General features: G+C 51.1%; 20 protein-coding genes and 4 tRNA genes. 4 read left to right on the forward strand and 20 right to left on the reverse strand.

What is annotated here, in order from left to right; all coding sequences use genetic code 11:
- Nucleotides 1-109 precede the first annotated feature (109 nt).
- The 3 genes from GM557_RS05985 to GM557_RS05995 are packed head-to-tail and all read right to left on the reverse strand — an operon-like array spanning nt 110 to nt 3,703.
- Entirely contained in the window at nt 110-1,150 is a 1,041-nt protein-coding gene (locus tag GM557_RS05985; RefSeq protein WP_196424601.1) for a glycosyltransferase family 32 protein, read from the reverse strand.
- A 4-nt stretch (nt 1,151-1,154) separates the two neighbouring features.
- Nucleotides 1,155-1,811 (reverse strand): hypothetical protein, encoded by a 657-nt coding sequence (locus tag GM557_RS05990; RefSeq protein ID WP_155573361.1) that lies wholly within the window; start codon nt 1,809-1,811, stop codon nt 1,155-1,157.
- 47 nt (nt 1,812-1,858) lie between these two features.
- Complete coding sequence (locus GM557_RS05995) at nt 1,859-3,703, reverse strand: HAD-IIIC family phosphatase (RefSeq protein WP_155573362.1); 1,845 nt, start codon at nt 3,701-3,703, stop codon at nt 1,859-1,861.
- A 156-nt stretch (nt 3,704-3,859) separates the two neighbouring features.
- On the opposite strand from GM557_RS05995, the gene GM557_RS06000 reads away from it, so the two are divergent.
- Entirely contained in the window at nt 3,860-4,501 is a 642-nt protein-coding gene (locus GM557_RS06000) for a hypothetical protein (RefSeq protein ID WP_155573363.1), read from the forward strand.
- A gap of 17 nt (nt 4,502-4,518) precedes the next feature.
- Nucleotides 4,519-5,553 (forward strand): glycosyltransferase family 32 protein, encoded by a 1,035-nt coding sequence (locus GM557_RS06005; RefSeq protein ID WP_155573364.1) that lies wholly within the window; start codon nt 4,519-4,521, stop codon nt 5,551-5,553.
- 123 nt (nt 5,554-5,676) lie between these two features.
- On the opposite strand, the gene GM557_RS06010 is transcribed toward GM557_RS06005, so the two are convergent.
- The 8 genes from GM557_RS06010 to ispH form a co-directional block, all read right to left on the reverse strand.
- Nucleotides 5,677-5,753: transfer RNA gene (locus GM557_RS06010), tRNA-Arg, on the reverse strand.
- A gap of 21 nt (nt 5,754-5,774) precedes the next feature.
- Nucleotides 5,775-5,851: transfer RNA gene (locus tag GM557_RS06015), tRNA-Pro, on the reverse strand.
- A 79-nt stretch (nt 5,852-5,930) separates the two neighbouring features.
- Nucleotides 5,931-6,446: a xanthine phosphoribosyltransferase gene (gene gpt / locus GM557_RS06020; protein ID WP_155573365.1), complete on the reverse strand. Its 516-nt coding sequence runs from the start codon at nt 6,444-6,446 to the stop codon at nt 5,931-5,933.
- 146 nt (nt 6,447-6,592) lie between these two features.
- A tRNA-Asn gene (locus tag GM557_RS06025) sits at nt 6,593-6,668 on the reverse strand.
- Between the two features lie 129 nt (nt 6,669-6,797).
- Nucleotides 6,798-6,873 (reverse strand) — tRNA-Asn (locus GM557_RS06030).
- 109 nt (nt 6,874-6,982) lie between these two features.
- Nucleotides 6,983-7,450 carry a ribonuclease HI gene (gene rnhA, locus GM557_RS06035; RefSeq protein WP_155573366.1) on the reverse strand — a complete coding sequence of 156 codons (468 nt, stop codon included), beginning with the start codon at nt 7,448-7,450 and terminating at the stop codon, nt 6,983-6,985.
- Complete coding sequence (locus tag GM557_RS06040; protein WP_155573367.1) at nt 7,440-8,393, reverse strand: homoserine kinase; 954 nt, start codon at nt 8,391-8,393, stop codon at nt 7,440-7,442. Before GM557_RS06040 ends, rnhA begins: the two co-directional genes overlap by 11 nt.
- Before the next feature lie 6 nt (nt 8,394-8,399).
- Nucleotides 8,400-9,422 carry a 4-hydroxy-3-methylbut-2-enyl diphosphate reductase gene (ispH, locus tag GM557_RS06045; protein WP_155573368.1) on the reverse strand — a complete coding sequence of 341 codons (1,023 nt, stop codon included), beginning with the start codon at nt 9,420-9,422 and terminating at the stop codon, nt 8,400-8,402.
- Between the two features lie 226 nt (nt 9,423-9,648).
- Here ispH and GM557_RS06050 point away from each other — a divergent pair, with 226 nt between their 5' ends.
- A complete protein-coding gene (locus GM557_RS06050) occupies nt 9,649-10,188 on the forward strand; it encodes a hypothetical protein (RefSeq protein WP_155573369.1) in 540 nt (179 codons plus the stop codon).
- A gap of 14 nt (nt 10,189-10,202) precedes the next feature.
- Here GM557_RS06050 and GM557_RS06055 read toward each other — a convergent pair whose 3' ends face one another.
- From GM557_RS06055 to GM557_RS06065, 3 genes are all read right to left on the reverse strand, one after another.
- Nucleotides 10,203-11,297: a glycosyltransferase gene (locus tag GM557_RS06055; protein WP_155573370.1), complete on the reverse strand. Its 1,095-nt coding sequence runs from the start codon at nt 11,295-11,297 to the stop codon at nt 10,203-10,205.
- Nucleotides 11,298-11,303: 6 nt separating this feature from the next.
- Nucleotides 11,304-11,900 (reverse strand): hypothetical protein, encoded by a 597-nt coding sequence (locus GM557_RS06060; RefSeq protein ID WP_155573371.1) that lies wholly within the window; start codon nt 11,898-11,900, stop codon nt 11,304-11,306.
- A gap of 179 nt (nt 11,901-12,079) precedes the next feature.
- Nucleotides 12,080-12,625: a DUF4142 domain-containing protein gene (locus tag GM557_RS06065; RefSeq protein WP_155573372.1), complete on the reverse strand. Its 546-nt coding sequence runs from the start codon at nt 12,623-12,625 to the stop codon at nt 12,080-12,082.
- A gap of 110 nt (nt 12,626-12,735) precedes the next feature.
- Here GM557_RS06065 and GM557_RS06070 point away from each other — a divergent pair, with 110 nt between their 5' ends.
- A complete protein-coding gene (locus GM557_RS06070; RefSeq protein WP_196424603.1) occupies nt 12,736-13,122 on the forward strand; it encodes a DUF423 domain-containing protein in 387 nt (128 codons plus the stop codon).
- Here the strand turns inward: GM557_RS06070 and GM557_RS06075 are convergent.
- The 6 genes from GM557_RS06075 to leuC form a co-directional block, all read right to left on the reverse strand.
- Nucleotides 13,119-13,448, reverse strand: coding sequence for a hypothetical protein (locus GM557_RS06075; RefSeq protein ID WP_370513439.1), 330 nt, complete (start codon nt 13,446-13,448; stop codon nt 13,119-13,121). The two genes, GM557_RS06070 and GM557_RS06075, sit on opposite strands and share 4 nt — an antisense overlap.
- A gap of 118 nt (nt 13,449-13,566) precedes the next feature.
- A complete protein-coding gene (locus GM557_RS06080; protein ID WP_155573374.1) occupies nt 13,567-14,772 on the reverse strand; it encodes a pyridoxal phosphate-dependent aminotransferase in 1,206 nt (401 codons plus the stop codon).
- On the reverse strand, nt 14,772-15,974 hold the full coding sequence (locus GM557_RS06085) for a pyridoxal phosphate-dependent aminotransferase (RefSeq protein ID WP_155573375.1): 1,203 nt from the start codon (nt 15,972-15,974) through the stop codon (nt 14,772-14,774). The genes GM557_RS06080 and GM557_RS06085 overlap by 1 nt, the downstream gene beginning before the upstream one ends.
- A 49-nt stretch (nt 15,975-16,023) precedes the next feature.
- Nucleotides 16,024-17,133 carry a 3-isopropylmalate dehydrogenase gene (leuB, locus tag GM557_RS06090; protein ID WP_155573376.1) on the reverse strand — a complete coding sequence of 370 codons (1,110 nt, stop codon included), beginning with the start codon at nt 17,131-17,133 and terminating at the stop codon, nt 16,024-16,026.
- Nucleotides 17,130-17,792, reverse strand: coding sequence for a 3-isopropylmalate dehydratase small subunit (leuD, locus tag GM557_RS06095; RefSeq protein ID WP_155573377.1), 663 nt, complete (start codon nt 17,790-17,792; stop codon nt 17,130-17,132). The genes leuB and leuD overlap by 4 nt, the downstream gene beginning before the upstream one ends.
- A 2-nt stretch (nt 17,793-17,794) precedes the next feature.
- Nucleotides 17,795-19,237: a 3-isopropylmalate dehydratase large subunit gene (leuC, locus tag GM557_RS06100; protein ID WP_155573378.1), complete on the reverse strand. Its 1,443-nt coding sequence runs from the start codon at nt 19,235-19,237 to the stop codon at nt 17,795-17,797.
- Nucleotides 19,238-19,255 lie beyond the last annotated feature (18 nt).

A 19,255-nucleotide genomic window follows, 5' to 3' on the forward strand; every position in this document is an offset into this window, starting at 1 on the left:
ACATTTCCTTCACTGAAGATAGGACATACGCCAACAGGCGTACACTCTCTTAACAGGCTTTACCAGAATCCTAACAAAACATCAAAAAAAGATGCGCACTACACTCCATTTATAATGCAGCGGGGTTCTGCACTATAGGTGAGATAGACGCAGAATAATGCACGCGACCTGTATGCTGCTCATGCCCGCCTCTCTCACCAACGGTTGTATATTCCACGCCGTTGCTTAAACTATGAATATGACGGACTGGTCCCTCGTGAGCATAAGCCTCAATCATACGCGAATACATAATAGGGCCTGTCAGCACCAACGTACCATGCCGCCCAGTCCCCTGCATATCCGGCTGATAAACCCGCAATAAACACATCACCTGATGGATAATACGCCGCATTAAAGGATGCCCAGACGCGCAGATGATATAATATTGCTCATACTCGCCATAGGTCATATGCTGAACTTCGGGATGTTGACGCGCCCCATGCCACCATTGCGAGACCAAGAAGCGATCCTCAGGCTTAATAATCGTACTAAGCGGTGCTGCGATAACGGATTTTAAATCCACATAAACACCACCTACCGCGTATAAACATAAGTACCGGAACAGGTCAGCTTTCGCCGCACCATAATCAGGATGAATAGCCTGATAATATTCGTAAACCTCCTCGCTATAATAATCCAAGAGGAACTTTTTTATGTCAAAAAACCCACCATCAGACCAATAAAAATACTCATATTCTGAATTTAAATGAATGAGCTGTGCGCGGTTTTCACGAAATATTTCGGGGTATTCTCCCGGATCACCCAAACCAATACCAATCTGATGAATATTCCTCTCAACCCCTCCATTAAGAGGCCGCTCGGCTACAGGGTCTGGAAGGATGGAAGGGTCAATCTCCTGAAAAATCTCATTCTTCCTTGGTGATGCAACATGCGTAACACTCATATCATGGGCAAAAGAGAGGCAACCCTTCTCTGCATGTTGAAAAACATACCGCCCATTTGCCACATACTGACGCACATAGCCTCTTGCTTCTAACTCCTCTTGCGTGAGGGGGTGTGCCTCATCCTTATCAAACCAAGAACATAAATGGCGTTGTACAATCTCCCCATCATGCAGGGCGATATAAGTCCCCAGATACCCAACGAACATGGCCTTAGCCCTCCCCCACGATAGGTTGCAGACGGGTTGCTGTGATAATGCAATGCCCTTTCCCCTCATAAAGGGGTAAAGAGAGTGTTACAGTTTCATTCACACCCAAACGTCCCAAAGCCGCAAAGGCGGCTCGGCTTTCCTTTAAATCAATCCGGGCATCACCCAGCAGTGCAGTATGGAACTCAGACGCACCCCCTACAGGAAACACTAATTCCCTTACTCTTTGTCCTGTAGAGGCTAGTCGTACTTCGCCAATATCGGGGTTTGTCATTAAAACCAACCCTTGGAACATATCATGCGTAATAGGTAAAAAACGCTCCCACCCATTAAGCCCAACGACAAGAGGCGTTTTGTTATTATGAACGTCAATAGAAAGATATTCGCCTGTTAATTTCTTACGCAAAGTTACAAAATCATCAGATGTACGTTCTAACAAAAACTCTGGCACCTCTAACGGGCTCCCTGCACTCCCCCACCATGTCGGCACAGAGGAGATTGGCAATGGATAAGGCAGAGCCACAAATCCCTTTAATAACATCCCTAATATCGGAACGCGCGCCAGCCCTTTGTAATAAGGAGCGTAACATAGAACATGCCCGTAAGCATCAAGGAACCAAATACGCTCAAAAGAGACATTAAAAGCGTTTTTTATCGACATTTAAAATCCTTATTACCCTACTATTCTAACACATAGCGATATTGTGCTTATTGCACGGCTAAATCATCAGGCGAAACATCTTTCTCTTTTACAGAGGAAGGCCCTTCATCCTGCTCTGAAACTGATGCTTCGTGCAATTCACGCAGCTTCTTTTGATACAAATCCTTGAGATACTGCCCAGCCCTTAAATAAACCACACGACCAAAATGATCATAGGTGTGAGCATCCTCAGGGGATTGGATGAATTGGTCAAAATTGACACAACGCACATTCGGGAACTCCTCAGAGACCTCATACTGCCAGAATGCCACCGTATTATGCCGCTCTAAAATCCCAGAATCTGGATATAAGTCCGGCACCTTAGACGGCAAGGTAAACAACACAACATCACAGTGAGCAGGAACTTTACGCAAAATAGCCCTTAGATTCTCCTTATGTCGCTCCTCATCAATCACACCTAGGGGCCGTAGATTCGCTTTTGCAAAGCGATAATGCCGCAACTCAGAACGTGGACCCCCCATCCTCAAGAAGTCATCTTCATAAAACTCTTGAAAGTTACCGTATGCTACCTGCGGAGGGCAATAAGTCGCCGTATGCTCACTATCGGGCAAACGGTAAATCTGGAATCCAGCATCAGCCCAAAAACTAAAAACAACAAGTCCCCAAGCGGCATCTTCTAATGGCTTTAAGGAGGGGAAGAAATCCTCCGCTTGATAACCACATTGCCGCAGAGTTGTTTTTTCCTGCTCGCAACCTTCCACACTAATACGCACCATAGAGGAATGGTCCCGCCGGATAAGGAAGCCATGGCGCACCGTATTTGTAAAAACGGTAATATCGCTAGAGCAATCCTTCACATAATGCCGAATGGAATCAACATCACATCCGCCACCCATAAGAATGGGATAATCCGCTTGCTCAAGAGGGACAGCCTCCCCGTCACTATCAAAGGATGTGAGCTGTACCCAATCCACGGGGGCTGTATCTGTAGTCGGGTCATTTGCGACCTCGCCTTGTACCTCAAGATAAGGTTTACCTAGATAACGATAAACCCATGTCTCAATATGCATCCCCAATGTACGGCAGGAAAAGCAGAAATGCACAAGGAAGTTATCCGTTGCATTTTGCACGACATGGAAAAAACCAACAATCCCATAATCGCCGTAATTATCCCGGACACGCACCACCGCCATATGGTTGAACGTGCCTGTATGCTCTACCATCCGCTCTACATCATAAAGGGCTTCCGCTTTATTCTCTGAGAGCCTCTTTTTTGTAAAGTTAAGCTGATTCGTCCGATTGAGCAGCTCGGCAACACGCTCTTTATGGTCTGTCAAATCATAGATAATTTCGACCTGTATATTACTCTTTCTAAGAAACTCATAATCATCAAGAGCAGCATCACCATTTCCTTCACGGTCTGCATATTTCTGCTCTTGCAATTTATACTGTTTAAGACGTGTTTTTTCTTTATCATCTTTGCCCTTAAAAAGGTCAGACTCTAATATCTGGGCTATAAAATGCTCATCCTCAACCTGAATACCGGGGCAGGCTTGACGCACTTCCTCACGATTAGTGGCATTATCATCAATGAACATAACCGCCTCTGGGCGAAGCTGCATTTTTTGAATAATCTCAGCAACACGTTTACCTTTGCTGGACCAATCAATACTGGGAAACACAAAGTGATCCCACACACCCATAGCCTCAAGCTGCGTTTTGACAGATTCAAAATCATTTTTTGAACAAATCGAGTTCATAATGCCGCGCTCCGTTAAAGAGACGACAATCTCCGAAGAATCACTTCCCGCAATGATGCCCTCCTCGGCTAATGTACCTTTCCAAAAGGTCTCGTCCATGTCCCATATTAGCAATCGAACTGCTTCACTCATCCCCACATCCTAACCCCGTACAGAAAGAAGGCTTTTTACAACCCTCTCACCTACGGCACACAAAGTGTAACGCTCTATCTCCGTACAGTATAAACTTTTTCTCAAGAATGAGGAAATAATCTTATAAAGAATCATAAAAAGTTCTATAGTCTTGTGATGATGCAGCATAGCTCACCTTTTTTTGAGAGAGTTTGGTTTCTGGATTGCTTTGGGCATATCATCGGCTATGCTCCCTCTCAGGGCCGCCTTATTCGTACGCCCTTCCAAGGGACGCTAACCAATGGCTTTGTACCCTCCCCCTTCCCCATTCCGCTAGAAGCGGAGCTTACATGGTGGACCCTTTATGGGGAGCAACTACCCATTGAGCCTCTGATTATGAAGAAAATCCGCAGAGGTCTGGTTAAATTGCAGAAGAAAGGGGCACAAGAATTTTTGAGCATCAATCCACGTTCTGATGACCTAGGCTTTGTAAACGCCGTAAATGCGTGGGAGCAGTTTCTCCCTGTGACAGAGCAAATATTGCAAGGGCTTTCCCTCATCAGTGACCCTGATATGAGCACTATTTGTGAGGCAACATCAGCGCAACATGTGGGGCATTTCTCTTTTTTACCCCCTAGTGAAAATAAACCAGGCTGCGGGCGCATCGGGGATCATATAATCAATATTTATAACAATCTCTCTAGCCTCTCTGCTTTATCCAGCATTCAAGAGGGTGAGATGCGCACAATCTCTTTAACAAATGATGAAGATAACGCCATCAGTCACTTCACCCTCTCCTGCCGCTCGGTCAAACCCTAAGCGAAAGGGCCTGCATCATGTTCCTTAGCCGCCTTAATACTTATATTGCCTACACCACCGAGAGGCTAACACAACAGCATGTTTGCGCTTACAGCGATGAAAACGCTCTCCCTCCTGCCTCTGAGCAAGAGATGGCAAAGCATGGCTATGTGCTTAAAAATATGGGCAATAATCAATGTGTCTTTACCCATCCTGAAAAAGGAAACCTCGTTCTCCATCCTGATATGTCCATGGCTCACCATAGCAATATGCTCAGTGCCGATAGCTATGTGCGTATCATTGACCCTAATATACTTCCCGCCCCGCCATCAGCCGTAACGCCAGCCACCCAAATTGCAAAATATATCCACCAAACAGGCAAAGAGGCTGAGTTCCCCGAATCGTTTCGGCAAAATCGTGATAATCTGATTCTTCTCAACCCAGATTATGACTTCTGCTATTGGTCCGACCAAGGCGGCCGTACTATTCATGAGTTTATAGCAGAGCACTATGGTCACGATGTTTTACAATATTATAACGCTATAAACCCTCGCTACGGAGCCGCACGAGCCGATCTTTTCCGCTATCTTTGCCTCTATCAGCTTGGCGGCGTGTATTTGGACCTTAAATCAACAATCGTTGTCCCGCTGCATACAATAATTCATCCTGACGATACAGCCTTATTATCTTTCTGGCCACGTGTCAGTACGGAATATCCTGAGATTCAGCATGTTAAATATGCGGGAGAATATCAACAATTCTTCCTTATCTACGCAGCAGGGCACCCTCTATTGCGGCGTATTATTCATCAAACATTATGTAATATTAAGCTTTATGACCCTTTCATCCATGGTGTCGGCCTGCAAGGGACGTTCCTAACCACGGGGCCTATTATATATTCCCGTATTCTCCACAGCTATCGCACACCGCACAATGCACGGCTTTTCCATGCGTTAACAAGTGGTGTTGAGTATAATATTTTCTCTCACGAGGCTCATTACGCCAAAATTGGGCCAACGCATTATACGCGCCAAGACACCCCCCTCATCCTCAACCCCGAATCACTCCCTTAAAACACTGCCCACAGCACTAAGGGAGTGCGCGGCTCCATGTTGTGCCCTTTTACGGAGAGAGGATTAACTGTCCTACTCACAGAGGCTAAGAAGGCTATCTATTGTAAAGGGTAAAATATAAGCTGGTGCGCCCTGCTGGATTCGAACCAGCGACCCACAGCTTAGAAGGCTGTTGCTCTATCCAGCTGAGCTAAGGGCGCGCTGTGCCCTACTATAAAACGTGGTCGGGGCGCCCGGACTCGAACCGGGGGCCTCCTGTACCCAAAACAGGCGCGCTACCAGGCTGCGCCACGCCCCGACGACGTGAGCTACTTCTTAAAGGGCCTTACCCTTTTAGACAAGAGGGTTTCGGCCCAAAAAGGATGTTTTTTTACAAATTATACAACACTCCCTCGGCTAAGGGGCGGTACAAATTGCGGGGCCATATCCCACGGGAACAACACCCATGTATCTTGTGCGACTTCCGTTACATAATGGTCTGTATAAGGTCGGCCATCGGGTTTGGCATAAAGGCACGCAAACACCGCCTTAGGCAGCATCTCCCGCACATAACGCGCTGTCACACCGGAATCGACAAGGTCATCAACAATGAGGAACCCCTCACCGTCCCCTGCGGCCTCTGCCGCTTTGAGCAGTTTGGGTGCCTGCTGGGTCCCTTCCTCCCCCTCATAGCTCACTACTGAGACCGTCTCGATCAACCGGCATCCCAGCTCTCGCCCTAAAATTGCGGCAGGAATCAAACCGCCCCGTGTAATAGCCACAAGACCACGGAAGGGCCTATATTGACGCATCAACTCCGTTGCAAGCAGACGCGCATCACGGTGGAGTTGATCCCATGTCACGGTTGCATATTTAATGCTCTGAGAGCCTTGTGTCTGCGCTGCGCCTGTCATGTTGTTCTCTGCCCTTCCTTATGGCTAGTCCTCATACTTCCCCCCTCATACTGCATTGTAAGAAAGGGTAGAACCGTTAGGGCAGATTATTTGCAAGGGCTATAAAAAAAGCCCGCACCTTAAAAGGTCGGACTTACTAAAAAGGCTGGCTCCCGAAGTAGGACTCGAACCTACGACCCAGCGATTAACAGTCGCTTGCTCTACCAACTGAGCTATTCGGGACCAGCGAGGCTCTATCTAGCGAAACTCCTCGGATGGGTAAAGGCTTTTTTTCACAATGATGAAAAAACTTTCCTCGCTTTAAGCACAAAAAAAGCCCGCACCTTAAAAGGTCGGACTTGCCCAAAAGGCTGGCTCCCGAAGTAGGACTCGAACCTACGACCCAGCGATTAACAGTCGCTTGCTCTACCAACTGAGCTATTCGGGACCAGCGAGGCTCTATCTAGCGAAACTTAACCGATGGGTAAAGCCCTATAATGCGCTTCTCCACAAGAAAGATGCAAAACCTTCCTTATTAAAGAGATAGCGGCGGCCCCTTACTCCAGCTCCTCCCGCCCCTCGGTTGCTAATTGGTCAACGCGCTCATTTTCCTCTAGCCCTGCGTGAGCCTTCACCCAATGCCATTCTATTTTATGGCGTTTTGCAACGTCTAAAATGCGCCGCCATAAATCCATATTCGCTACCGGGTCACCTGATGCATTACGCCAATTACGGCGTACCCACCCTGTATGCCAACGCGTTATGCCATTCTGCAAATAAGCACTATCGGTATAAAGATTCACGATACAAGGTCGCTTTAGGGCCTCCAAGGCCATAGCGGCAGCGGTAAGCTCCATACGATTATTGGTCGTCTCCGCTTCGCCGCCTTTCATTTCCTTCTCATGCCCTTGATAGCGCAAAAGTACGCCCCATCCCCCGGGGCCGGGATTAGGTTTACACCCGCCATCGGTCCAAATATCAACCTCCATAGTGGGGGTATCTTTCGCCTCAGCATTACGGGACATGCGGCACCTTTTGGAAATGATTCAACCGCCGTTGATACGCCCATGGGTCTTTACGCGTCACTAACGCCCCGGCTGGGGTATGAACCCAGTCATAAAGACGCGTGAGCAAAAACCGTAACGCCGCCCCTTGGCATAAGACCGGCAAAGCCGCCCGCTCTGCATCACTTAGGGAGCGAATCTGCTCGTAACCTTGTAAAAGGGCCGCTGCTCGGTCGGGTTGATAATCTTGCTCGGCTTTAAAGCACCACGCATTTACACAAATAGCGAGGTCATAAGCGAGAAAGTCTGTACAGGCGAAGTAGAAGTCGATAATGCCGGATAAGGTCTCTCCTTCAAAAAAGACATTATCCACGAATAAATCGGCATGAATCTGCCCACGCGGTAAATCATTCGCCTCTGGCCATGCCTTAATAGCCGCAGCGAGAGCCTCTTTTGTTTCTGTAATGAGGGCTGCTACAGCCTCATCACCGCCATCGGTGCAACTTGCGAAGACGCTTTGCCATCCCTGTGGCCCCAGAGCGTTGGGACGCTCCGCTTCATAACTTTGCCCCGCCTTGTGCAAACGCGCCAAAGCCTGCCCCACTTGCGCGCACGCCGCTGGTGTAATCTCCTCCCGTGCGTGCCCCTCAAGGAAGCTGACAATCACAGCAGGCTTACCCGCTAATTGCCGCAATACGCGGCCATCCCGCGCCATGACAGGTTGAGGGCACGCAATATCATGCTGCGCTAAATGACCCATCAACCCCAAGAACCACGGCAATTCTTGCGGGTTCATGCGTTTTTCAAAAAGGGTTAGGATAAAGCGGCCCTGCGTTGTCTTGAGCAAAAAATTGCTATTTTCAACACCTTCCGCAATTCCAACGAAGGAGTGCAAGTCCCCTATAGCGTAAAGGGAGAGGAAGTCCCGTAAGACCTCCTCATCTAACTCCGTATAAACGGCCATAAGGCTTTAGACCGCATCCGCCAGAGGCTGTGGCAAGCGGAAATTGATATTCTCCTCCTTCACAATGCGCTCCTCAATAGTGACATCATAGCGAGCGGAAAGCTCCTCTATCATCTCCTGCACCAAGCTCTCCGGTGCGGAAGCCCCGGCACTCATCCCCAATGTTTTAACGCCATTCAATTCGCTCCAATCCATATCGGAGACTTTCGGCACCAAGAGGGCACGCTTTGCAAGAGAGCGTTCTGCCACTTCGCGTAGCCGCTGCGAATTGGAGGAGTTGGGCGAGCCAATAACAATCACCAAATCACATTCCGCAGCCAGCTCCTTAACCGCCATTTGGCGATTCGTCGTGGCGTAACAAATATCTTCCCGCCGTGGCCCCTCAATATTAGGAAAACGCGTACGCAGAATATCAACAATCTCCGCTGTATCATCAACTGAGAGTGTCGTTTGGGTAATGAAGGCGAGACGATTCACATCCTTTGGCTGAACCTCAGCAGCCTCACGCGCATCATTAATCAAGGTAACGGCTCCGGGAGGGAGCTGCCCCATCGTCCCCACAACCTCGGGGTGACCTGCATGGCCAATCATCAAAATATGACGCTGCTCCGGCCCACCACCGGCAAAATGACGCTCTGCCTCCCGATGCACTTTAGAGACAAGCGGGCATGTAGCATCCAAATATAAGAGGTTACGCCGCTGCGCCTCCGCTGGCACGGATTTCGGCACACCATGGGCGGAAAACACCACATGACCATCTTCAGGAACTTCATCAAGCTCCTCTACAAAGATAGCCCCTTTTTCTTCCAGCCCCTCCACAACGGTACGGTTATGAACAATCTCATGGCGGACATAAACAGGAGCACCATAGCGGCGTAAGGCTTCCTCCACCACACGAATGGCGCGGTCCACCCCCGCACAAAAGCCACGCGGGCCGGCGAGTAGAATCTTTAATTTAGGCCGAGAGGCCGGCGAATCTGCTCCGGGGTTAGCAGAGTTGGAGGTTACAAGCGTCGTCTGTTCTGACATAATCTTCCCCAGGCAGGCGATAAACGATACAATATTGAACGGTTTGGCGATACCTCATACAAGGACATAGCGCATAAAGCATCCCCTTGGGGCCCTATATCGTCTGTATTGCCGTCTGCTGCAATGTCCTGCACCTAATTTTCTGTGGAGTTTTCTGAGTCCGATGCCTGTATTCTCCTCTCCTACCCGCATTTTCTCCCACCTGATGGGGGGACTCAGTACCCTCATGCTCGTAACATTACTCACTGGCTGTGAGGGTGAAGACACAACCCACACCTTCGCCCCCGCCTGCCCTAAGTTTGATGTACCCAGCCCCTTAGCCGACCTCATTACCTATGATGGTAAAGGGCTAGATGCCGCGCACAGGCTGACCTCAACGCATATTCTGGCCGTGCAAGGTGATTGCCGTACAGGCCCTAAGGATGAACAAAAACGCCCCCTCACCCGTGTTCGTCTTAGCTTGAACCTTCAGCTAGAGCGCGGCCCGGCGGCAAAGGGCGATACTGTGACCATTCCGTATTTTGTAGCCATCCTGCAAGATGGACAGATTGTGGATAAAAAAATCTTCACCGAGACGGTGAAATTAACGCCCTCTCTCTCGGTTATGCAGGCCAACACGCCCTTACGCTTTATTGATATTCCAACAGGGAACAACCCGCAAATTAGCCCCTACTCTATGGAAATCGGCTTCCAATTAAACCATGATGAGCTGACATATAACCGCACACATTTGCGGGCTGCGCAGTTCCAAGAGCATGTGCAGTAAGTAAGGTCCGTCCCCTATATGGCGGCTATATGCCGCCACCTATGCTCATCCTCCAAAAGCGTGCCGAGTGTCTGGCCAATCAAATAATTGGCCACGGCACGCTCATTAAACAGCTGATGATAACGCTGCCACCCCGCCCGCGCGACCGCTTGCCGCGCCTTGGGGTGGTGATGGAAGAAGCGCAGCATCTCACTTAGCTCCTCCAGCGTATTAAAAAAGCCCATTTCTTGGTCAGAAAAGAGGCGGTCATACCCTGTTTGCCGCTCCATAACCACAAGCTGGCCATTGCCAATCATCTGCGCAAGACGGTCAGAACTATAGAGGTAATAATCTGCGCGGCGGCTAATATTAAGACCCATTGCGCTCTGCTCTAGCAATGCGGCGTAAAAAGGCCCGTTCACATAAGGTTGCCCGCGTACCCCAGCATACGCATAGCGCATAGTGGGCGGCAATGTCCCCTCTAACATCTGGCAAAACCGATTCATCTCCCAGCTCTGACCACAAATGAGCCGCTCTCGCGCTGGATTGCCACAAGAATAAAAAAGGTCCGCCTTCAAAAACTGATTCGCAAACGCTCGGCCACGCTCAATGCTGGCATCTACCGGATTCGGTAAAAAATAGACGCGCCCTTCCTCTCCCACACACTCTCGCACAACAGAGCCTGCTGTGGAGATAAAGCTTGCATCCACCACCTGATGCCGCGCTGCAAAATCCCGTGCATTATCGGGAACAAATAATGCATCAATATTCCATTGAACGATGAGCATACCCGGCTGCTGGCGGCGTATCTCCGCAATAACAGCCGGGGGAATCATGTAGCCATGACCTAGTAAAAGAAGGTCCGGCGCACTAAGAGCGAGAAACGCCTTCAACGCACGCCATAAATATCGCCGCCCTAATTTGCGGCTGCCAAACCATCCCCCCGCACGCGCAATATCGCGGTAGGAGACATCAATAACGTGATGCCCGTTGCGGATTAACCCATGAGAGAGCTTTCCCCCCACGCTAAACTGGCTAGGGGCGTTCTTCTTCAAACTAAAAAAGAAATCCCCGACATGGACAATCTTTAACGGGCGCGCCGCCACCCGTTCTTGCCCATGCCGCGGCATAGGCCCTTAATCCTTCCACCATTGCACTGGCTCTTGGCCAGATTCATCCGTCTCCAATGGAGCTGTTTTCACCGTCTCCACCGCCGCAGATTTTTTGCGTTGTTGCTCCTTCAGTTGATGCAGCTCCGAACGAAGGCGTAAAATCTCCTCATCACGTTTTCGGAGTTCAGCCTTCCCTTCATCCACTTGGAGACGCAAATGCGTTATTTGCGTTGTCGCCGTACGGACACGTTCCCCCAAAAGCGCAATTTCTGCCTCTGCGTCATGAGCGCGGCGTCTTTCCCGCTGTAAACTCTGCTTGAGCCGCTCTTGCTCCTGCCCCGCTTCTGTCGTGATAGCCGCGCGGTTTGTATGCCGCTTCTGCCCGGGGCGCGTAAGAGTTTGATGCTCCACGACCACGGTATCATCCCCCGCAAAACGCCGCCGCCTTGCTGTGGTCTGCTGCCCTACCCGCGCCCTAGAGGGACCACGCCCCTCCTGATGAGCTTGCGGGCGTGATGTGCCCTCACTGCCTTGCGGGCTTGTCTTCCCTTTATTACCCATCCCCATTCTCTCCAACGCTTCACGGAGAGAATGTTCACTCAGATATGATTCATCCTGCATTGTCTATAATTTCAACAATCTTCAATAAAGTGATACAGCTAGGCCCGTTACCCTACCCCTCTCTCTACAAAATCCCCCCTCGAAGAAGAATGATGCATCACATTTAGAGAGAATAACGAACCTTTATTGTGAGCTACTACTTGCCTCTGCCACATCATCACAAAAAAGTCAAAAACAAGTTAACGATGATATAACCCATTACCTTGAGTACGGCACTGCTCCAACAAAGTTGCTACTGCAGTTGCAAGGCTTTTCACATCGGCTATACTCCCATTTTTCTGCACAGCAACTAAAGTGGCTCGCTCTTTAGCCGTGGAAGCATGGGTAATATCGTATAAGAAGGCCTTATCAAAAGGCCGCCCATACAGCTTGCCCAACGTCGCCAAACGGGCTTTCTCCACCGGCGAGGATGTATCCGCCAAAGTAAGATTAAAGTTCGTTGCAATCTTCTGCGCGGCAACATGCGTTTTATCGTAATCTTGCGCTAGCTGACTTGCAAAACCCTTAATAAGGGCATCCTCACTATGGGTTGCGGCTAAACTTGCAATAGCCTTCATATAAACGGCTTTAGAATCAATGCTCTGCACTATACCCACATCTGCCGCAGCAAGCTTAGGCGATGCTGTAGGGCCTTTTGGCAAGGGGGGAACCCTTGGAGGATTCGGCGGGAACATACATCCCCCCATCGCTAAAAATGCGATACAGGTTATAGAATAACGTCTCATACAATTTTCCCCTTCTCATCCCTCAAAACAACTGAAACAATGGGCGTCTCTTAGAATGACATCAGGTTATACTCAATATGCCACCACATAACAGGATGATTCCCCACTCTATGTGTAAGATATTACATTATCTTTTCGCACTTGGTGCTCTTTATGCTGGCCTTGCTGTGGCAACACAGGCACTTGCAACGCATCTACCTGATGCCGCCTTCTTCCCACCACAAGGGCGTAGCATGGTGCAAAAAGCCGCTGATATTGCCTTATGGCACGGTATTGCACTTTGCGCTCTTACCCTAGGCGTCACCCGCCTGCATCCGCTTCGCCTTACTATAGGATGCTTAGGACTCGCACTCGGCACCACCTTTTTTAGCATCCCCGTCGCCTTACATGGCTTTGGGTATCTCCTTCTCGCACGGCTTGCCCCTCTTGGAGGCAGTATGATCATCCTCTCATGGTTGTGCGTGGCATCATCCGCTTTAGGGCAAAAGAAGCCCTAACGCCTGCGGAGTTTATGTAAGAGCCACAACCCGATAAGCTGAATCAGCAGGGCCAATATAAAACACGCCAACACAATGCCAAGGAGCAACATTTGCTCCCGCCCCAAAGCGGTCTCGATATGGAATAAGCTATAAAGCTGCTGCCACCATCTTGTCCCAGCCACATACTGCACAAGAGGAAATACAGGGCGATAAAACCGCACGATCAGAAGGAAGCCGAATGTCAGCCCCAACAACACAAACATACGACCAAGCGTAGAAGCAACTGATACCTCTTTCCGTGAGGCTTTATAAAAAATTGGCCGTTTTCGTCTCACCGCAAACACCTATCCTCCTGATGACGTGCCCGCACCCTAGCAGGAAATCACGGCTTATCAAGAAAGGCCGACTTTTAAGAAGTATTTTCACAGTTGCGCTGTTACGCTTTTGCTAACAACTATCGTCCTAGCCCTTTATCCCCGCCACAAAATCCTTCAATCGCTCGCAGGCTTCGGCAAGCTCTGCATCGGCGGCCGCAAAGGAGAGCCGTAAATGTGGGCCATAACCAAAGGCAGAGCCGGGAACTGTAGCGATGTGCGCTTCCTCCAACAGAGCCTCAGCAAAGGCGACATCATCTTTTAACAAACGCCCCCCGGCTGAATACATTCCCATCAAAGTAGATAAGCCGGGATAAGCATAAAATGCCCCTTGCGGCATAGCGCAGCTAAGCCCGGTAATCTGCTGTAAAGCCCCGACCACAACGCCACGTCGCCGCTCATAAGTTGCCCGCATCGCCTGCACCCCGGCCATATCTTCCCGCAAAGCCGCGGCGGCCCCGCCTTGTGCCAAGGTACAAATGCCGGATGTCGCATTGCCCTGTACTTTAATCATCGCCTTAATGAGCGGCACAGGACCACAAGCGAAGCCGACACGCCAGCCAGTCATCGCATAAGCTTTGCTCATCCCATTGATGATGAGGACACGCTCTGCCAAATCCGGCGCGACATTGAGCAAAGAAAGATGCGCTTTACCATCAAAGGTGAGATGCTCGTAAATCTCGTCACTCATCACCATGACATGCGGGGCATCGCGCAACACGGCAGCAATCGCCTCCAAATCAGCGCGCTCTAGAATAGCCCCGGTCGGATTATTGGGGAAGTTCAGCACAAGCCAACGCGTGCGTGGGGTGATTGCTGAGCGAATCGCTTCTGCTTGTGGGCGAAAGCCATCTTCCTCCCGGCAAGGGACCTCCACCGGCACACCACCAAACATCCGCGCAATAAGGGGATAACTCACCCAATAAGGAGCGGGAACAACAACCTCATCCCCCTCATTTAAGGAGGCCATAAACGCATTAAAAATAGCTTGTTTGCCGCCATTACAGACCATCAACTGCTCTAGCGATACATCCAACCCATTATCCCGCTTAAACTTTGCCGCAATGGCCTCCAATAGCGGCTTCTGACCGGGAATTGGCGGATAACCAGTATGCCCCGCGCGGACTTCTGCCACCGCACCTTCCAACGCGGCGTTAGGCGATGGGAAATCCGGCTGGCCCAAGGCTAAGGAAATCACCGGCTTACCCTGCGCTTTAAGCTCACGCGCACGCGCGGCCATAGCAATGGTTGCGGGTGTGGGTAATGTCGCTAAACGCTCAGCTGGTTTAAACATTAGGCTAGCCCCTCACAAAAACGGGCAATGCGGCGACAGGCTTCCTCCAAAAGCTCCGTGCTTGTCGCGTATGACACACGGAAATAACCCGGCATCAAAAACGCAGTGCCATGCACGGCAGCAACCCCGGTTTCATCCAACAAGGCCGTGACGAAATCTTCATCATTCTTCAGCACATGCCCACTTGCTGTGCGCTTACCCAACAGATTTTGCACCGAGACGAACACATAAAAAGCCCCTTCCGGCTTAGGGCATATAAGCCCCGGCACGCGGGAAAGGGCTGCGACCACGAGGTCCCGCCGTTTTTGATAAACAGAGACCATCTCTTGAATGAAATCTTGCGGGGCAGACACAGCCGCCAAGGCCGCCGCTTGGGCGATAGAGCAGGCATTACTCGTACTTTGGCCTTGCAGCTTTATCAGCTCCTTTATCAACTGCACGGGGGCGGCAGCAAAACCAATACGCCAGCCTGTCATGGCATAGGCTTTACTGACACCATTCATCGTAAGGGTACGCTCCCGCAAGCGCGGCTCTACCTGCACGATGGTATAAGCCTGCCGCCCATCATAGGTCAGCTTGGCATAAATATCGTCCGTTAAAACCCAAATCTGCGGATGCTCTAGCAGCACATCTGTTAGGGCCTTTAACTCTTCACGAGAATACGCACTGCCTGTCGGATTACAGGGGGAGTTCAACATCAGCCAACGCGTCCGCGGTGTAATGGCTGCCCGTAACTGCTCGGCTGTTAGACGGAACCCCGTCTCGGACGTCGTGGGTACGATGACCGGCTTACCATCAGCCAGCTGTACAATATCAGGGTAAGAGACCCACGCCGGGGCCGGGATGATGACCTCATCCCCCTCATTCAATGTCGCGACCATGGCGTTATAAATGACCTGCTTACCGCCTATAGAGATGCAAATCTCCTCCGCGCGGTAATCAAGGTCGAAATCAGCATTCAACCGCGCAGCAACAGCTTGGCGTAAGGCCGGTGTTCCCGCTACGTCTGTATATTTTGTCTCGCCACGCTGGATTGCCTCTATCGCTGCCTGTTTGATGAAGTCAGGCGTATCAAAATCCGGCTCCCCGGCAGAGAGGCTAATAATATCCCGCCCCTCTGCTTTTAAAGCCCGCGCCTTTTGCGTAATGGCGATGGTCTGGCTAGGCAAAATACGCCCCATCCGCGTGGCAGCAAGTGGCATATCCACTCCTCTTTACATCTTTAACAGGGGCTTCTTAGGCCCCTTGCACTTAAGCGCGGGCGCGCAATGCTTTGAGAACAGCCGCACCCATCTCCTCAGTCCCCACGGGGGTATCGCCCGCCGCCGCAATATCTGCCGTCCGTAACCCAGAGGCCAGAACATCAGACACGGCTTGCTCAATCAACGCAGCATCCTCACCACGCTCCAGCGAATAACGCAGTAACATCGCTAAGGAGAGGATTTGCGCAAGCGGGTTCGCAATGCCCTTGCCCGCAATATCGGGTGCACTCCCATGAATGGGCTCATATAAAGCCGCGCGTTTATCACTCCCGACCGGTGTGCCTAATGTGGCAGAAGGCAACATGCCTAAAGAGCCCGTCAACATCGAGGCGAGGTCAGATAATAAATCCCCAAAGAGATTCCCCGTAACCATCACATCAAATTGCCGTGGGTCCCGCACGAGCTGCATCGCACAATTATCAGCTAACATGTGGGTCAGCGTGACATCGCTATATTCACGTTTATGTAGGTCCGTCACAACCTCACGCCAGAGCAGACCGCTCTCCATGACATTGCCCTTCTCTACCGAGCAAACACGACCACTCCGCAAACGAGCGAGGTCAAACGCTACACGGGCCACACGCTCAATCTCGGCTGTGGTGTAAACTTCGGTATTAATCCCGCGCTTTGTGCCATCGGGGAGGGTCTCAATACCGCGCGGCTCGCCAAAATACACACCGCCGACCGTCTCACGCACAATCATCAAATCCAACCCACGCACCACATCCGGCTTTAACGCAGATGCCGATAATAGCGGGTCGAACAATTTGGCAGGACGTAGGTTTGCGTAAAGATTCAAATCCTTACGCAAGCGCAGAATAGCTACCTCTGGCCGGCGGTCAAAGGGGACATCCTTCCATGCTGGGTCCCCTACCGAGCCAAATAAAACAGCATCGGCCGCTTTTGCTTTGGCAATCACCTCATCGCGGATAGGTACATCATATTTAGCCAGAGACGCCCCACCGACAAGGTCCTCCGACAAGTCAACATTAAGCCCGCGCTCGGCCTTCAACCAATCAATAATCTTGACCGCCTGAGCCATAATCTCTGGCCCGATGCCATCACCGGGCAGCAAAAGGATTTTATGTGAGGCACTCATGCTGTTTCTCCTTTTGCGCCAATGACGCTTTGCGGGCGGCTAGCTTGCTTCGTTGAAGGCACCCACGCGCGTGAAGGCCGGGCCTCAAAAGCGCGGATGGCCTCCTCATGAGTCTTCAGCGTTTGAGCCACATCATCCAGCCCTTCTAAAAGAACCTGACGGCGGAACGGGTCCATCTCAAACGTCACGACCTCACCATCAGGGCGATGAATCTCTTGCTTTTCCAAATCAACGGTTAAGCGCGCATTTTCACCATGGCTCGCATCCTCCATCAGAGCGAGGCATTGCTCACGCGGCAGGCGAATGGGCAAAATGCCATTCTTAAAGCAGTTATTATAGAAAATATCGGCAAAGCTGGGCGCGATAACGCAACGAATACCGAAATCCAACAACGCCCAAGGGGCATGCTCGCGCGAAGAACCACAGCCCAGATTATCTAGCGTGATGAGAATACCAGCCTTACGATAGGCTGGTTTATTCAGCACGAAATCCGGGTTTTCCTTCCCCTGCGCATCATAACGTTGCCCGGCGAAAAGATGCTTACCCAACCCCGTGCGATGAATGGTTTTAAGAAAACGAGCCGGGATGATTTGGTCCGTATCCACATTCTCTTGTGGGAGAGCCGCTGCAACGCTGGTTAAACGTGTAAATTTTTCCATGATTAAGCGGCTCCTTCTGCCAATTCAGGCTTTAACAAATCACGCGCATCACAGAGCGTCCCTGTCACAGCCGCCGCAGCGGCCATGGTGGGAGAGCAAAGATGCGTCCGCCCATCCGGGCCTTGCCGTCCCTCAAAATTACGATTGGAAGTAGACGCAGAACGCTGCCCCGCACTGAGCTTATCGGGATTCATACCCAAGCACATAGAGCAGCCCGCTTCGCGCCATTCAAACCCGGCTTCACGGAAGATTTTGTCCAGCCCTTCTTGCTCCGCAGCATAGCGCACAAGGCCAGAGCCCGGCACGACCATCGCGCGCACACCCTCGGCCACCTTACGCCCCTTGAGGACTGCCGCAGCGGCGCGAAGGTCCTCAATACGGCTATTCGTACAAGAGCCAATAAAGACGACATCCACCGGTGTGCCGGCAATTTTCTGCCCTGCTTCTAGCCCCATATAGGCCAGCGTGCGGCGGATGCGCTCGGCCTTGGCTGGGTCGGCAAACTCCTCAGGGCGGGGCACGGTGCCTGTAATGGGCAGGACATCTTCCGGGCTTGTCCCCCATGTGACAGACGGCGTAATTGCCGCGGCATCCAACACCACTTCTTCATCAAAATGCGCGCCATCATCGGTGGCTAACGTCTTCCAATAAGCCACGGCTTGCTCGAAAGCCTCACCCTGCGGGGCAAAAGGACGACCCTTTACATACGCAAAGGTCGTTTCATCCGGTGCGACCATGCCCGCGCGCGCTCCGGCCTCGATAGACATATTACACAGCGTCATGCGCCCAGCCATATCCAGATTACGGATGGCAGAACCTGCAAACTCAATCACATGGCCTGTCCCACCAGCTGTGCCGATACGGCCAATGATGCTGAGCATGATGTCCTTTGCCGTCACGCCCGGTGCAACATCACCCTCAACCCGCACACGCATATTCTTGCTACGCTTCTGAAGCAGCGTCTGGGTTGCCAATACATGCTCGACTTCAGACGTACCAATACCAAAAGCCAAAGAGCCAAAAGCCCCATGGGTGGAGGTATGGCTATCCCCGCACACAATCGTCATGCCGGGGAGGGAAACGCCTTGCTCTGGCCCAACCACATGCACAATGCCCTGCTGGCGGGACCGTAAAGGAAAATATGGAACGCCAAACTCTTTAACATTCGCCTCCAATGTTTCAATTTGAAGGCGGCTCTGCGGGTCTTCCACCGGTTGGGAGCGGTCAGAGGTCGGGACGTTATGGTCTGCCACAGCCATTGTGGCATCAGGACGCCGTACTGGGCGGCCCGCAGCCCGCAAACTCTCAAAAGCCTGCGGGCTGGTCACCTCATGGAGGAGGTGCCGGTCGATGTAGAGAAGGCTTGTTCCGTCATCAAGGGTTTTCACCACATGATCATCCCAGATCTTATCGTATAAAGTTCTAGGGGTTTCCGGATGTTGCATTCTCTCTCATCTCCTTTA

The sequence above is a fragment of the Bombella sp. ESL0385 genome (assembly GCF_009725755.1).
Classification (GTDB): Bacteria; Pseudomonadota; Alphaproteobacteria; order Acetobacterales; family Acetobacteraceae; genus Bombella; species Bombella pollinis.

Excerpts from the sequence above, each read along its gene's own strand:
- GM557_RS06040 (WP_155573367.1), bottom strand. The coding sequence starts at position 8,393 with ATGGCCGTTTATACGGAGTTAGATGAGGAGGTCTTACGGGACTTCCTC.
- rnhA (WP_155573366.1), bottom strand. The coding sequence starts at position 7,450 with ATGTCCCGTAATGCTGAGGCGAAAGATACCCCCACTATGGAGGTTGAT.
- ispH (WP_155573368.1), bottom strand. The coding sequence starts at position 9,422 with ATGTCAGAACAGACGACGCTTGTAACCTCCAACTCTGCTAACCCCGGA.
- GM557_RS05990 (WP_155573361.1), bottom strand. The coding sequence starts at position 1,811 with ATGTCGATAAAAAACGCTTTTAATGTCTCTTTTGAGCGTATTTGGTTC.
- GM557_RS06080 (WP_155573374.1), bottom strand. The coding sequence starts at position 14,772 with ATGTTTAAACCAGCTGAGCGTTTAGCGACATTACCCACACCCGCAACC.
- GM557_RS06085 (WP_155573375.1), bottom strand. The coding sequence starts at position 15,974 with ATGCCACTTGCTGCCACGCGGATGGGGCGTATTTTGCCTAGCCAGACC.
- gpt (WP_155573365.1), bottom strand. The coding sequence starts at position 6,446 with ATGACAGGCGCAGCGCAGACACAAGGCTCTCAGAGCATTAAATATGCA.
- GM557_RS06060 (WP_155573371.1), bottom strand. The coding sequence starts at position 11,900 with ATGCAGGATGAATCATATCTGAGTGAACATTCTCTCCGTGAAGCGTTG.
- GM557_RS06000 (WP_155573363.1), top strand. The coding sequence starts at position 3,860 with ATGATGCAGCATAGCTCACCTTTTTTTGAGAGAGTTTGGTTTCTGGAT.
- leuB (WP_155573376.1), bottom strand. The coding sequence starts at position 17,133 with ATGAGTGCCTCACATAAAATCCTTTTGCTGCCCGGTGATGGCATCGGG.
- GM557_RS06055 (WP_155573370.1), bottom strand. The coding sequence starts at position 11,297 with ATGCCGCGGCATGGGCAAGAACGGGTGGCGGCGCGCCCGTTAAAGATT.
- GM557_RS06070 (WP_196424603.1), top strand. The coding sequence starts at position 12,736 with ATGTGTAAGATATTACATTATCTTTTCGCACTTGGTGCTCTTTATGCT.
- GM557_RS06065 (WP_155573372.1), bottom strand. The coding sequence starts at position 12,625 with ATGAGACGTTATTCTATAACCTGTATCGCATTTTTAGCGATGGGGGGA.
- leuD (WP_155573377.1), bottom strand. The coding sequence starts at position 17,792 with ATGGAAAAATTTACACGTTTAACCAGCGTTGCAGCGGCTCTCCCACAA.
- GM557_RS05985 (WP_196424601.1), bottom strand. The coding sequence starts at position 1,150 with ATGTTCGTTGGGTATCTGGGGACTTATATCGCCCTGCATGATGGGGAG.
- GM557_RS06005 (WP_155573364.1), top strand. The coding sequence starts at position 4,519 with ATGTTCCTTAGCCGCCTTAATACTTATATTGCCTACACCACCGAGAGG.
- leuC (WP_155573378.1), bottom strand. The coding sequence starts at position 19,237 with ATGCAACATCCGGAAACCCCTAGAACTTTATACGATAAGATCTGGGAT.
- GM557_RS05995 (WP_155573362.1), bottom strand. The coding sequence starts at position 3,703 with ATGAGTGAAGCAGTTCGATTGCTAATATGGGACATGGACGAGACCTTT.
- GM557_RS06050 (WP_155573369.1), top strand. The coding sequence starts at position 9,649 with ATGCTCGTAACATTACTCACTGGCTGTGAGGGTGAAGACACAACCCAC.